Origin of the sequence: Pseudomonas sp. JV414, from assembly GCF_032424305.1 — a bacterium.
In the GTDB taxonomy this organism is placed as follows: domain Bacteria; phylum Pseudomonadota; class Gammaproteobacteria; order Pseudomonadales; family Pseudomonadaceae; genus Aquipseudomonas; species Aquipseudomonas lini.
On sequence record NZ_VYKC01000022.1, the window covers coordinates 566715 to 580487 of the forward strand.

Genomic DNA, 13773 nt, shown 5'->3' on the forward strand with positions numbered 1-13773 from the left:
TGGGCGGCCGATCAAAATTCGTTCTCGTCGAGTTCGGCCATCAGCGCCTGCATCTCGTCATCGGACAGACCCGAGGCGCTGAACTCGGTGCTCTGGGCTTGCGGTTGCGCGCTGTCGGCGGCCAGCGGCTGAGCGACTTCGGCCATGGCAGCGATGGTCTGGCGCTCGAACACGTGTTTGGCCGAGAGCGCAATGCCTTGCTCGTGGGCCTGGGCCACCACTTGCAGGCTCAGGATCGAGTCGCCGCCAATGGCGAAAAAGTTCTCGGTGACGCTCACGGTCGACAGCTTCAAGACCTTGGCGATGATCGCTTGCAGGGTGGTTTCCATCGCGTTGCGCGGTGCCACGTGGGCGCCTTCGTCGAACTGGTCCGGGTCGGGCAACTGACGGGTGTCGAGCTTGCCATTGGGGGTGCGCGGGAAAGTCGCCAGGGTCAGCACCCGGGCCGGCACCATGTACGAGGGCAGGCGTTCGCCGAGGAAACGCTTGATCGCTTCCGAGTCCGGCGCATAACCATGAGCCGCCACGATGTAAGCCAGCAGACGCTTGCCGGCGGCGTGTTCTTGCACGATCACCGCGGCTTCGCGCACGTCGCTGTGGCTGCACAGTTGACGTTCGATTTCGCCGAGTTCGATGCGGTAGCCGCGTAACTTGACCTGGTGGTCCTTGCGACCGAGGAATGCCAGGCGTCCGTCCGCCAGCCAGCAGGCCAGGTCGCCGGTGCGGTAGGCGCGGGTGCCATCGGCGAGAGTGACGAAGGCTTTGGCGGTTTCTTCGGGTTTGTTGCGATAACCGCGGGCCAGGGTCGGGCCGGCGAGAACAATTTCCCCCGGCTCACCGATGCCGCTGGCGATGCCGTGTTCGTTCAGTACGCGCAGGTCCATGCCGGCAATCGGGCGTCCGATGCTTAGCGCCCGGCTCGGGTCCAGCACTTCATAGGTGGCCCAGACCGTGGCTTCGGTGGGGCCGTATTCGTTCACCAGTCGGGCGCGCGGCAAGGTCTTGCTGTGCTGGGCGATCAACGAAGGCGGGCAGGCTTCACCGGCAACAATCCAGCACTCGAGGCTGTCGGCACTTTCGGCGCGTTGCAGTTGGTCGAGCAGGGCTTGATAGAGCGAGGGCAGCGACAGACCGTGGCTGACCCGATGCTGGGCAATCAACTGCGCCAGACGGGCCATTTCCAGTTCTTCGCCTGTAGCCGGCAATACCAGGCGTCCGCCTTGGGCCAGCGTCCAGAAAATCCCGGCGACCGAACTGTCGAAGGCAAACGACGACAACAGCAGGTAGGCGCGCACCGGCGTCTCATAGGAGGCCATGCGCACTTGGGTCGAGAAGCTCAACGCGCCGTGGCTGATTTCCACGGCTTTCGGTGCGCCAGTGGAACCGGAGGTGTAAATCAGATACGCCAGGTCGTCCGCGTCGGGCATCGGCAGTGGCGGCAGGTCGCTGGCGTTCGTCACCTTCAGGTCATCGAGCACGAAGCGTTGCAGAGTGTCGGGCACGCTGTCGGCGAGTTCGGCGCTGACCACGATGTGCGCAATGGCGCTGTCGGCGAGCATGTAGGCGCGGCGATCCGCCGGGTAGGTCGGATCAACCGGCACGTAAGCGCCACCGGCCTTCAACACCGCGAGCATGGCGACGATGGCGGCATTGCTGCGGGTGAACAGAATGCCCACGGGCACGCCTGGGCCGATGCCGGCCGCCACCAATTGATGGGCCAGATGAGTCGCGCAGGCATCGAGGCGGGCGTAACTCAGGTCGCCGTCCTTGTCGCTGAGGGCGATGGCGTTAGGCTGTCGTTGAACTTGACGGGCGATCAGCTCGACCAGACTCACGGGTTCGATCAGCGGCAGGCTCGGTCGGGCGTCGATAACCTGCGTTTGAAGCGGTCCGCTCAGCGGCAACTGAGCCCAGGCTTGCTGCGGATCGGCCAGCGCGCCCAGCAGCAGTTGCAGCCATTGCTCGGCGAGGCAGGCCGCCGCTTCGGCGCTTAATGTATGGCGGTCGTAAACCACCTGCGCGTGCAGGCTGTCGGGCAATTGGCGTACGTTCAGACAGGCCTTCACCGGGTTCATTACAGCGCTGGCATAACGTTCCCGGGCATCACCCGAACGCCAGGCAAAGGCGTAACCGCCATTCAGGTCCTGGGTGTAATAGTCCTGCCAGCCGACGGTTCGCTCGATCAAAGCGCCGACGTGTTGGCTTTGCTCCAGCAACGTCGCCTGGGCATCCAGATCGATGCGCACCGGCAGGCATTGCTCGAACAAGCCCAACGCACTTTCCAGTTCCGGGCCGCGGCTTTCGTGGATCAGGGTGATCGGGACTTGCTGCTGGCCGGCCAAGCGTCCGAGTACGGCGGCCCAGGCTGTCAGCATCAGGTTCGAGGTCAGGGCCGGGTGGCGGGCGAGATCGGCGGGCAATGCCAGATCCACCCGTGCCGGCGCAAACACATTGCCGCTGCTGGATTCAAGCGACAGCTGCAAGGCCGGCTGTTCGGTTTCGCTCAGTGGTTTCCAGAAGTTCACGCCGGGATGGTCCGGCTCGTCTTCTGTCAGGCTCCAGCGCCACTCGGCGTAGTCGGCATATTGCAGCGCTTCGGACAGATCCGGGGTGGCGTCTTGCAGCAGCGCAGCGGCCAGCAGTTTCAGGCTGGCGAGGTCGAAGTGGCTGCTGACAGCGGCCAGATCCAGCACCGACTGTTCGTCCGACAGTCGCACCAACGTCACGGCGAGCGGGTGGGTCCAGTCGCGGGCCTGTGCAGCAATATCGCTCAGCAGGATGTCCTGCTCAGCGGGGCTATGCTGACGCAAATCCTGCACGGTCATCGGCAGGGCGCAGGTTTCGTCAATCACCTGTACCGGGTGGCGCAAACCTGGCACCGGCATCAGGCGCGTGCGCAGGATTTCACTGTCGGCCATCAGCGCCAGCAGACGACTGTTCAGCGCATCAAGATCCACCGGCCGGGACAGCGACCATTGCAAATGGCAACTGAACGGGTGTTCGACCGCGCCGTTGATGTGGGGGTACACAGATGCCTGTTGCGGCGATATACGAAAACCTTGAAGTCCGCTCATGTTCAACTCGACTAAAAATGGGCTTGAATCTGGGCCACGGCAGAAGCACCGAGTCTCGCTGACCGGTTGTCAGGTGAGCCCCTTGCGAACAGCTGATATGCCCTTTGAAAGTCAGACGGCGACGTCGCTTTGCAGCAGGGCTTCGGCCATGCCGGTCATGATTGCGCGCTTGCCGGTGAAGGGCTCGCGACCGTGTACCGCGAGCATGTTGTCGATGAACAACACGTCGCCCTGCTGCCAGCTGAACCGCACCAGCGAGTCGAGGTAGGCCGCTCGCAGCGACTCCAGTACTTGCGGTTCGATCGGTTCGCCGTCGCCATAAAAAGTGTTGGTAGGCAGGTCGAGGTCGTTGAAGTTGCTTTGCAGCGAATCGCGGATCGCCGGGGGCAAGGTGCTGATGTGGAAGAAGGTCGCGTGGTTGAACCAGACTTCTTCACCGGTACGCGGATGCCGCACCACCGCCGGCCCGCGCTGGCGGGTACGCAGGCGGTTGTTTTCTTTCCATTCCACTTCGATGCCGACGCTGGCGCAGTAGGCTTCCACTTCGCTACGGTCTTCGGACTGGAACACGGCCTGCCACGACAGGCCAAAACCGTCGCCGTAATTGCGCACGTACAGCACGCCTTTTTCGCGGAACCGTGCTTCGATTTCGGGGCTGATGTTCGCCTTTACGGCACGGGTCGAGCCGATGGGAGTTTCGCCGCCGGTCTCGGATGGGATGTGGCAGTAGAAGAACAGCCGCAGCGGGAAGCGCGGTGAATAGGAATGTTCGTTGTGCGGGAAAATCATCTGGTCGGCCGGGTAGTCGGTCGAGGTGTAGATGTTGCCGCCGACCCGAGTGCGCGGCGAGGCGCGGAACATGTATTCCAGCGCGCCGGGGGAGAGGGCGGCGATGACCTGGTCGAATTGCTCCACGGACAGCACCGAGAACCCGCGAAACAGCAGGGCGCCGTATTGCAGCAGTTTTTTCTCCAGAGACTCGCGTTCACCAGTTGCCCAGGCGACCAGATCGACGCCGCTGACCGCCGGCTCGATCACCAGCGGCAAGGCGTGGTCCGGGCTTAGCAGACGCTCGCTGACCAGTTGCTGTTCCGAGACGTTCATGGCTTTGCGGCGTACGGCGCCAAGGGCACGAGACGATGGGGGCACGATAGACATAAAGGCATCCAACTGGGTTAATGGATCTGGGTTAAAGGGACAATGAGCGACGTTTGGTTTGCTTCATCTGGCTGCGACCGGCCAGGGCTTGGGACTGTTGGCGTTCACGCTGGAAAGCCTGATCCCGGGTGCCCAGCCGTTCGGCCAGTGCTGAAAGCGGTTCGGCCAGCACGTTCTGGATCTCGCCCAGCAGGTAGGTCCACAGGTGTTGCAGGCGCAGGGCGCGATCCTGATCGAAGTATTCGCCGCGGTACTTGAGGGTCGCGTCGATGCCTTCGGCGCCGTGCACCAGATCGAGCACCAGGTGGAAATCCCCCGGCGCCTGCGCCACGTCCAGCGCGGTCATGTGCGCACCGGCGATATCGGTTGGGGTTACCCGGGACGGTTGATAGTTGAGCTTGACCTGGAACAGTGGCGAGTGACCCGGGCGGCGCTCCGGCGCCAGCGCCGACACCACCAGATCGAAAGGCAGGCCTTGGTGGGCGTAAGCCAGTCGCGCCTCATCGCGCACCCGTTCAAGGAAACCGGCCAGTGTCGGTTCGCCGTTCAGGTCACAGCGCAGGGTCAGCTGGTTGACGAAGAAGCCGATGACGTCGTTGTGTTCCGCCAGCGGACGGCCGCTGACATCGGTGCCCAACAGAAACTGTTGCTGCCCGCCGAGTTGCTTGAGTACCAACTGATAGCTGGCCAAAAGCAGCATGAACAGGGTCATGCCTTGCTCGCGTGCCATTGCTGCAAGGTGTTCGCAGGTTGTCTGGGGCACCGTGAAGTTCAGACTGTGCTCACCGTGAGTCTGACCACGGCCACCCAGTTCGAGGGTTTGCGGCCTGTTTGCCAGATGCTCACGCCAGAAGCCTTGCTCCGTGGCGATCCGCTGTTCGCTCCAGTGCGTGGCTTCCCATTGGGCGAAATCCAGGTACTGCACCGGCAATTCGGCGTCGGTGGTGCCTGCCAGTTCCGCCAGCAACACTTGCGCCGAGCGTCCGTCAAAAGCGATGTGGTGCAGGGTCAGGAGCAGGTCATGCTGGTCATCGTGACGGCTGAGCAGTTGCGCGCGCAGCAGCGGTCCGGTCTCGAGTTCAACCGGCGTGGTGTGTTCGTTGGCCAGGCAGTCGCTGAGGTTTTGCTGTTGCTGTGCCTCGCTCTGATCACGCCAATCGTGCCAGGTCAGCGGCACGGCGGTGGCCGGCAAGACCTGTTGCTGCGGGCCATCGACACCATCGCGATACACCGTGCGCAACACGCTATGGCGGTTGACGAGGGTGTTCAGGCGTAGCGCCAGGGTTTCGGTGTCGAGCGGACCTTGCAGGCGCAGGTGCAACACCAGGTTGTGCCGGGTATCGTCCGGGTTCAGTTGGCGCAAGAACCACAGGCGACTTTGCGCGAATGATTGACGACTTTGGCTGACGCTCGCACGCGCGGTCGATGTGCTGGTCGCTGGCGATGGTTCGCTCAGGAAAACCTGCAAGGCCAGCGCCCATTGCGCCAGGGTTTGTTCGCCGAACAGGCATTGGGTGTCAAGGCTCCAGCCCAGATCCTTGTGCAGGCGAACGGCAAAATCGGCCACGCTGATGGAGTCCAGGCCGAGGCCGATCAGGCTGAGTTCGAAGTCTGCCGCGAGGTACGGATTGACCTCGTGCAGGGTTTGCTCAAGCCATTGGCGGCACGCGGGCTGTGCGAGTTGCGGCGTATTCTCCACGCAATGCTTCAGTTGAACGAGGTCAATGGTTTCGCTGTTTGAGGTGATCTGCCCACCGCTCTGGGCGATGATGCTCAAGGTGCCCGCAGCCAGTTGTTTGCGCGCGCCCTGACGGGCGATCTTGCCGCTGGTGGTCATCGGGATGGTGCCGGCTTCCACCAGTACGATCTGATCGATACCGCAGTCGGCGGCTTCGCGCACGGCGTTTTGCATCGACGCAAACAGCGCGGGGTGATGCGCCGGGTCGACGAACTTGCGTTGCGGCTCGGCGACGATCACCAGTTTCTCGCGGCCAAGTTTGGGGTCCATCTCCGAGAACGCGGCGATACGTCCGGTGCGAATGCCCGGCTCGGCATCGGTAATGGCGAATTCGATGTCGTGGGGGTACAGGTTGCGCCCATTGAGAATCAGCAAGTCCTTGAGCCGCCCGCAGATCACCACCTGACCTTCGTGCATGAAACCCAGGTCGCCGGAGCGCAGGTAATTGCCGGGTTCGCCGACAATGCGCGCCTCAAAGGCTTCGCGGCTGGCTTCGGGGTTTTTCCAATAGGCTTCGGCGTTGCTCGGGCCTCTCAGCCAGACTTCGCCGATGCGATCGGCGGCACAGCGCTCATGGCTCTGCGGGTCGGCGATGGCAATGTTGTGCAGCGCTTGGGGATAACCGCAGGCGACGAACTCCACGGCGGCGGCATCGGTGGCCGCCAACGCCACGCGACCGGTTTCCAGCACGGCTTTGTCCAGGCGCAACACTACTGGCAAAGCGTCGGCCGGCGTGGCACTGACACACAGCGTCGCTTCGGCCTGACCGTAACCGGGGCTGATTGCCAGAGGGTTGAGACCGCAAGCGGCAAAGCGCTGGGCGAAGGCTTCGAGGGTGCCAGGGTGGATCGGTTCGGCACCGTTGATTGCGTGTTGCCAGGCGCTCAAGTCGAGCTGTGCGATGAGGTTGTCGCTGACCACCCGGTTGCACAGGGCATAGGCGAAATTGGGGGCGAAACTGGCGGTGGCGCGGTAGCGGCTCAACGCCTGCAGCCAGGTCGACGGCGCGTTGACGAAGGTCTGTGAAGCCATCAAGTAGCAAGGCATGCCGCTGTAAAGCGGGGCCAGCATACCGCCGATCAGACCCATGTCGTGGTACAGCGGCAGCCAGTTGACCATGCCGCCATGCTCATCGAAACCGTAGGCCTGGCGCATCAGTTCGACGTTGGCGATCAGGTTGCGCTGGCGTACTTCAACGCCTTTGGGCGTGCCGGTGGAACCCGAGGTGTATTGCAGGAATGCCACGGTCGCGCCGTCGACGTTCGGGCGTGTCCACTGGCTGGCCGGCGGCATGCCCAGGTCCTGGACCGTCAGTACATCGACCTGGTTTTCCACCAATTCCAGCAAACCCTGGCAATGATCCGCAGGCGCGAGGATAAGCGCTGGTTCAGCATCCACCACCACTTTGCGTACCCGGTCCAGGTGGCGCGGTTTGCGCGACGGTGGCGGGAACAACGGCACGGCGATCAGGTCGGCATATAAACAAGCGCAGAACGCGCGGGCATAGTCGAGGCTGCTGGGCAGCATCAACAACACGCGATCGCCCGGCGCATAGCGCGATTGCAACGCCGCCGCCAGAGATCGGGACTGCTCGTGCAATTGGGCAAAGGTCAGGGTTTCGCCGATCTCGACGCCGTCCGGCAAGAAGTGCAGGGCAGCACGCTGCGGGAAGTGCTGGGCATTGGCTTCCAGTACTTCGATCCAGTGATTGAATGAGAACATGGTGGTATTCACGCCATGGCAACGATGACTTTGCGGTCACCGGTGTAAGGATTGCGGCCGTGAGCGACCAGTCGATTGTCGAGCATCAGGATGTCGCCGGGCTGCCAGGGGAAACTGATGGCGGTCTGGCGATAGACCTCGCGCACGGTGTCGAGCACCTCATCGGGAATCGCCGAGCCGTCGCCGAAGTAAACATGGCGGGGCAGGTTTTCTTCGCCCACCGCGGCGAGCAGGCTGGCGCGCACGCCCGGCTCGATGGCCGAAACATGAAACAGGTGCGCCTGATTGAACCAGACCCACTCACCGCTATCGGGATGCTGCAGCACGGCAGCGCAACGCTGACGGGTGCGCAGGTCGCCATCGGCTTTCCATTCCCACTCGATGTCGTTGTCCTGGCAGTAGCGTTCAACCTGCGCGCGGTCTTCGGTATTGAAGACTTTCTGCCAGGGCAGATCCAGTGCGCCGCTGTAATTGCGCACATAGAGAAGCTCGCGGCTGGCAAACAGCTCGCGGATCTCGGCGGGCATGCGCTGGTAGATCAGGCGGCTGTCGGCAATCGGCGTTTCGCCACCGGTTTCGCTGGCCTTGATGCAGTGGAACCAGATGCGCGAAGGCCATGGCCGGGTGTAGGCCTGCTCGTTATGCAAGGGGATGAATTGATGAGCCGGGTATTCGGTGGAGCTATAGACCCCGGCGAAGACTTTGCTGCGTGGCGTGGAACCGAATTCGTAGCTGGCCAGCGGTGCGCCGGAACTGGCGGCGAAGCGCTTGAAGTCGATGGGCGTGGCGACGGTAAAACCACGAAACAGCACCCCACCAATGGTGGTCAGCGCATGGGGCAGACTGTCGCGGATCGACGCGTCCAGATCATGAATCGACTGTCCCGGCGTTGCCTGTACCAGCATGGGTAATGACAGTTCGCTGCCACCCGCTGGAGCAATGGAAAAAGGCTCGGAACGCCCGTTCAGGTGTTCGATGGAGGTCATCCTTTGCACATCCTTTTTATCTTTTTTCGACCAGTCGGAACGGCTTGGGCAGACCTTGAAAACAGGGCAGAGGTCGCCGATGCAGTGCTCGACTGAAATGTATTCGCTCTGATACACGACAGCATATTAGGTACAAATGAGATAGATTATCAATCTTATTTCTTTAAATTTTTTTTTCGATTAGACTCCGCCCCGCTGGCTCGAAACAGCATTTTGCTAGCGCAAAAAACAACAAATATCTGTCGCAGGGGAGCGGGGCGTGAATTTCAAAAAGAACACAATTGCGTTGGCTGTGGGGTCGGCGGTGTGCCTGATTAACAGCGCATGGGCGGCCGAACAGTCGAAGACAATGGAGATCGCTCCGATCACCGTGACGGGTGAAAAAATCAACCGCACCCTGGAGCAAACCCAGTCGAGCGTCGTCGTGGTGACCGACAAGCAACTGCGCGAGAAGGAGGACCACGACCTCGTCGACGTGTTCGCCCGAACGCCGGGTGTCTACAACCAGTCCGGTAATGAAAACTGGGGTATCCGCGGCGTACCGGTATCCGGTTTCGAGGACCAGGGCCCGGCCGCTCTCAACGGCGCGGTTTCGGTGTTCGTCGACGGTGCCGCGCAGCCGAACCGTGCACTGACCCTTAGCCCTATGCCCCTGTGGGACGTCGAGCAAGTCGAAGTGTTCCTCGGCCCGCAATCCACTACCCAAGGCCGTAACTCCCTGGCCGGTGCGGTGGTCATCCAGACCAAGAATCCAACCTTTGAACCGAGCTTTTCCGCGCAAACCAACGTAGGGAACTACAACGAGCGCGGCGGGGCGGTTGCCGGTGGGGGCGCGATCGTCGATGGCAAGATCGCCGGCCGTATCGCGGTGGATTACCAGGAAGGCGACGGTTACATCGACAACGTCTTCACCGACGATGACGCTAACCAGACCCGTACCGGCAATGCCCGTGGCAAGCTGCTGATTCTGCCCAATGACGATCTCGATGTACTGCTGACCTACGCCCATGGTGAAAGTCGCAAGGGCGACAACTCGGTCATGCGTCAGAACGACAAGATCCGTTATTACAAGGTGGCGTCCAACACCGACGCGTACGACAAACTCAAGCAGGACACAGTCAGCGCCAAGGTCGACTATCGCCTGGATGACAATTGGTCCCTCACCAGCCTCACCGCCAATACCGATTCGGACTACGACGCCCGCCTGGACTTCGACCAGTCAGCTGACGCCAACCAGACCGTTCTGCGCAAGCAGTATGGCGACCTGTTCAGTCAGGAGTTGCGCCTGAACTACAGCGGCGACACGGTGAAGAGTTTCGCCGGCGTCTACTACGGTCACAACACCAACAACTTTCACGACCGGTTGTTCTTCGACGATGAGCTGTTCGGTACCGTCAAGGGCGATACCACGATCGAAAACAAGGCAGTGTTCGGTGAAGTGAACTGGACCTTCGCTCCACGCTGGACCTTGATCACCGGCCTGCGCTACGACCACGAGACCAACGACACCGACGTCAAGCAAGATGACTTCTCCCAGCCCGCTAAAGAAAAACAGACGTCTGATGCCGTGTTGCCGAAACTCGGTATCGACTACGAGCTGGCCGAGAATCAGTACCTGGGCTTCATGGTGCAGAGAGGCTATCGCGGCGGCGGCGTCAACGTCCGTGCCGGTAGCGGTCACGAAGCCTACGATCCGGAATACACCACCAACTACGAGCTGTCTTACCGTGGTTCGTTCATGGACAAGACCCTGCGTACCCGCGCCAACGTGTACTACACCGACTGGAAAGACCAGCAGGTCAGTGTGCTGAACCCGGACACCGAGTTCCTTGACGTGTTCAACGCCGGCAGCAGTGACATCAAGGGTCTGGAAGTCTCTGTTGAAAAAGACTTCGGCGAACAGTTGACCCTGAACGCCGGTGCCTCCGTCACCGATGGCAAATACAAGGACTTCGTCACGAGCGACGGCCGCGACATGAGCGGCGAGGACTTCCTCTTTTCGCCCAAGTACAAGATGTCGCTGGGCGGTACCTATCGCTGGAATGATCGTCTGACCCTCAACACCGACGTCATCTATCAGAGCTCCGCGCCGTCGGAGTACGAGTTCGATGCTGCTGGCCAGGTCACGGGTGAGCGCCGGAGCGACAACTACTGGCTGGCCAACTTCAACGCCGAGTACAAGCTCACCAAAAACGTGGCGGTATCCGGCTACGTGAAAAACGCCTTCGACAAGGAATACGTCACCAACAACCGCAGCGGTGACATTGTCGATGTCGGCGCACCGCGCACGGTGGGTCTGGTTCTGCGCTACGACATGTAAATCTACGACGAGATGGAAGCGGGGGAAGGATTTCCCGCGTCCGGTTTCACGGCTGTCGTGACCTGAAGCATTCGTTTCAGGCTGCCCCGTTCCCTTCCAAACCCAGCCTCCCTGGAGGAAATCATGAGTGCTTTTTCGAATGTCACATCGGGTGGCGCGCAACAGCTACGCCTGTTGCACACCGGTCTGTCGAGCCCGTACTGCCTTGATTCGACGCCGATGCTGGAACGCCAGCAACAGCAGGAGTCCAACGCCCGCAGTTACCCTCGACGCATTCCGCTGGTGCTGGAACGAGCCCACGGTATCTACGTGCAGGACAGTCGCGGACAAGTGTTCGTCGATTGCCTGGCCGGCGCCGGCACCCTGGCGCTGGGACATAACCATCCGGTGATTATCGAAGCCATCACTCAGGTCATGGCCTCAGGTGTGCCGATGCATACCCTGGACCTCATGACTCCGGTGAAGGACGCATTCGTACAGGAAATCTTCGGCTGCCTGCCAGCCGACTTTGCGCGAAACGCGCGCATCCAGTTTTGTGGCCCCAGTGGCGCCGATGCGGTGGAAGCAGCACTGAAGCTGACCCGCACCGCTACTGGCCGGCATTCGGTACTGGCCTTTGAAGGGGCCTACCACGGCATGACCCTGGGGACGCTGGCGATCAGCGGCAACCTGTCGCCGAAAAATGCTTTGGGCAGCTTGATGGCCGGCGTGCAACGCCTGCCGTTTCCCCATGATTACCGTTGCCCGTTCGGGGTGGCCGGCGAACAGGGCGTGACCTTGAACGTGCATTACCTCGAACATTTGCTCAACGACCCTGAAAGCGGCGTCACCGCCCCTGCGGCGATGATCCTTGAACCGATCCAGGGCGAAGGCGGAGTGATTACCGCCCCCGATCGCTGGATGCAGGAACTGCGTCGGCTGACCCAGGCCCACGGCATTCCGTTGATCGTCGATGAAATTCAATGCGGCATCGCCCGCAGCGGCCGGATGTTCGGTTTCGAGCACTCGGGCATTACGCCGGACGTCATTACTTTGTCCAAGGCCATCGGCGGCGGCCTGCCGTTGTCGGTGATGGTCTACAACGATTCCCTGGACGTGTGGCAGCCGGGCGCCCACGCCGGCACTTTCCGTGGCAATCAGTTGGCGATGGCGGCCGGCACCGCGACCTTGCGTTTCATCCGCGACGAAGGTCTGGTGGCCCACGCCGAGAGCGCTGGTGCGCATTTGCGCAAACAGTTGCTGACGCTGCAAAGCGAATTCAACTGGATCGGCGATGTGCGTGGCCGTGGCCTGATGCTCGGCATGGAAATCGTCGACCCGCAGGGGGCCCTTGACGCTCAAGGCCATCCGCCGGTGGACACCGCCCGGGCCAAGGCCTTCCAGCAGGCGTGCCTGCAACACGGTCTGATTGTCGAGCTGGGCGGCCGCCACAGTGCTACCGTGCGCTTCCTGCCGCCGCTGATCATCACCGAACAGGAGATCGATTTCGTCGCGCAAATCCTGTTCCGCGCGGCCTGTGCGATCAGCGAGCGTCCACTTCGCTGAGTAGCCGCTGCAGGGGCCTGCCGACCGCAATCGGCAGGCCTTTTTTCATTGGACAGGGAGTGACAATGCACACAGTTTTTGCCTCGATGAAGCCTGCCTGGCTGTTGCTGACGGTGCTTGGATTAAGCGCTTGCGGTGATCAGAAACCACCCGCCGAGCCCAGTGCGTCGGTACCGCAAGTGAAGACGCTGACGGTACAGCCACGGGCGTTTGCCATGACCACGGATTTGCCGGGGCGAATTGAACCGGTGCGCATCGCCGAGGTGCGCGCACGGGTGGCGGGTGTCGTATTGACCCGACATTTTCAGGAGGGCAGCGACGTCAAGGCGGGCCAGTTGCTTTTCAGCATCGACCCGGCGCCGCTCAAGGCGGCGCTGATGCGAGCTGAAGGCGCATTGGCCAAGGTCGAGGCCGATGTCTATCGCGCCAACGCTCAGGTGCAGCGTTTCAAACAGTTGGTCGAAATCAACGCCGTCAGCCCGCAAGCGTTCGACGACGCCATGTCCGACCTCAAGAGCGCCCAGGCCAATCGTCTGGCTGCCCAGGCCGACCTGACGACCGCACGGCTCAACCTCGGTTATTGTCAGCTGCGTGCACCGATCGGCGGCCGCATCGGGCGAGCGCTGGTCAGCGAAGGATCGCTGGTAGGGCAGGACGAGGCGACACTGATGGCGCGAGTTCAGCAACTGGACCCGATCTACGCTGACTTCACCCAATCCGCCGATCACGTCGTGGCTTTGCAGCAAGCCTTGGCCAGCGGGCGCCTGACCCTTGACGGCAGCGGTTCGGCGCAGGTGACGGTGCAAGTGGGCAATCCCCCCCAGACCCGCCGCGGCACGTTGATGTTCTCCGATATCTCTGTGGATCGAAGTACTGGGCAAGTGACCTTGCGCGGCGAATTCCCCAACCCGGACAACGTGTTGCTGCCGGGCATGTACGTGCGCGTGGTGGCGCCGGCCGGGGTCGATCCGCAAGCGTTGTTCGTGCCGCAGCAAGCGGTGCAGCGCGGCACCGATGGGCAGGCCAGGTTGATGCTGGTGGATGCCGGCGGCGTGGTGCGCGAACGGGTGGTCAGTACAGGCGTGATGGTCGGTTCCGACTGGCAGATCACTCAGGGGCTGTCCGCCGGTGACCACGTGGTGGTCGAACGAGTGGACAAGCTCAGCGCCGGGACTCAAGTCAACGTCATCACCTTGGCCGAGCAGCAGGCTCGCAACTGACGGCCAGAGG

Annotated in this window: 7 protein-coding genes; 3 read left to right on the forward strand and 4 right to left on the reverse strand. The window is 61.9% G+C overall.

Features of this window, described 5'->3' with window-relative positions:
* Positions 1 to 11: 11 nt before the first annotated feature.
* The 4 genes from F6R97_RS26560 to F6R97_RS26575 form a co-directional block, all read right to left on the reverse strand.
* Entirely contained in the window at positions 12 to 3074 is a 3063-nt protein-coding gene (locus F6R97_RS26560; protein ID WP_315867353.1) for an amino acid adenylation domain-containing protein, read from the reverse strand.
* A 111-nt stretch (positions 3075 to 3185) separates the two neighbouring features.
* Complete coding sequence (locus F6R97_RS26565; protein ID WP_048395086.1) at positions 3186 to 4232, reverse strand: TauD/TfdA family dioxygenase; 1047 nt, start codon at positions 4230 to 4232, stop codon at positions 3186 to 3188.
* 31 nt (positions 4233 to 4263) lie between these two features.
* A complete protein-coding gene (locus F6R97_RS26570) occupies positions 4264 to 7692 on the reverse strand; it encodes a condensation domain-containing protein (RefSeq protein WP_315867354.1) in 3429 nt (1142 codons plus the stop codon).
* Between the two features lie 8 nt (positions 7693 to 7700).
* Positions 7701 to 8678 (reverse strand): TauD/TfdA family dioxygenase, encoded by a 978-nt coding sequence (locus F6R97_RS26575; protein ID WP_315867355.1) that lies wholly within the window; start codon positions 8676 to 8678, stop codon positions 7701 to 7703.
* 259 nt (positions 8679 to 8937) lie between these two features.
* On the opposite strand from F6R97_RS26575, the gene F6R97_RS26580 reads away from it, so the two are divergent.
* The 3 genes from F6R97_RS26580 (at position 8938) to F6R97_RS26590 (ending at position 13763) form a co-directional block, all read left to right on the forward strand.
* Entirely contained in the window at positions 8938 to 10998 is a 2061-nt protein-coding gene (locus tag F6R97_RS26580; protein ID WP_038980135.1) for a TonB-dependent receptor, read from the forward strand.
* 123 nt (positions 10999 to 11121) lie between these two features.
* Positions 11122 to 12543 (forward strand): diaminobutyrate--2-oxoglutarate transaminase, encoded by a 1422-nt coding sequence (locus tag F6R97_RS26585; RefSeq protein WP_080772059.1) that lies wholly within the window; start codon positions 11122 to 11124, stop codon positions 12541 to 12543.
* A gap of 65 nt (positions 12544 to 12608) precedes the next feature.
* Positions 12609 to 13763 carry an efflux RND transporter periplasmic adaptor subunit gene (locus F6R97_RS26590; protein WP_048395080.1) on the forward strand — a complete coding sequence of 385 codons (1155 nt, stop codon included), beginning with the start codon at positions 12609 to 12611 and terminating at the stop codon, positions 13761 to 13763.
* The last annotated feature ends 10 nt before the right edge of the window (positions 13764 to 13773 follow it).

Coding starts and splice junctions, on each gene's coding strand:
- F6R97_RS26560 (WP_315867353.1), bottom strand. CDS start 3,074: ATGAGCGGACTTCAAGGTTTTCGTATATCGCCGCAACAGGCATCTGTG.
- F6R97_RS26565 (WP_048395086.1), bottom strand. CDS start 4,232: ATGTCTATCGTGCCCCCATCGTCTCGTGCCCTTGGCGCCGTACGCCGC.
- F6R97_RS26570 (WP_315867354.1), bottom strand. CDS start 7,692: ATGTTCTCATTCAATCACTGGATCGAAGTACTGGAAGCCAATGCCCAG.
- F6R97_RS26575 (WP_315867355.1), bottom strand. CDS start 8,678: ATGACCTCCATCGAACACCTGAACGGGCGTTCCGAGCCTTTTTCCATT.
- F6R97_RS26585 (WP_080772059.1), top strand. CDS start 11,122: ATGAGTGCTTTTTCGAATGTCACATCGGGTGGCGCGCAACAGCTACGC.
- F6R97_RS26590 (WP_048395080.1), top strand. CDS start 12,609: ATGCACACAGTTTTTGCCTCGATGAAGCCTGCCTGGCTGTTGCTGACG.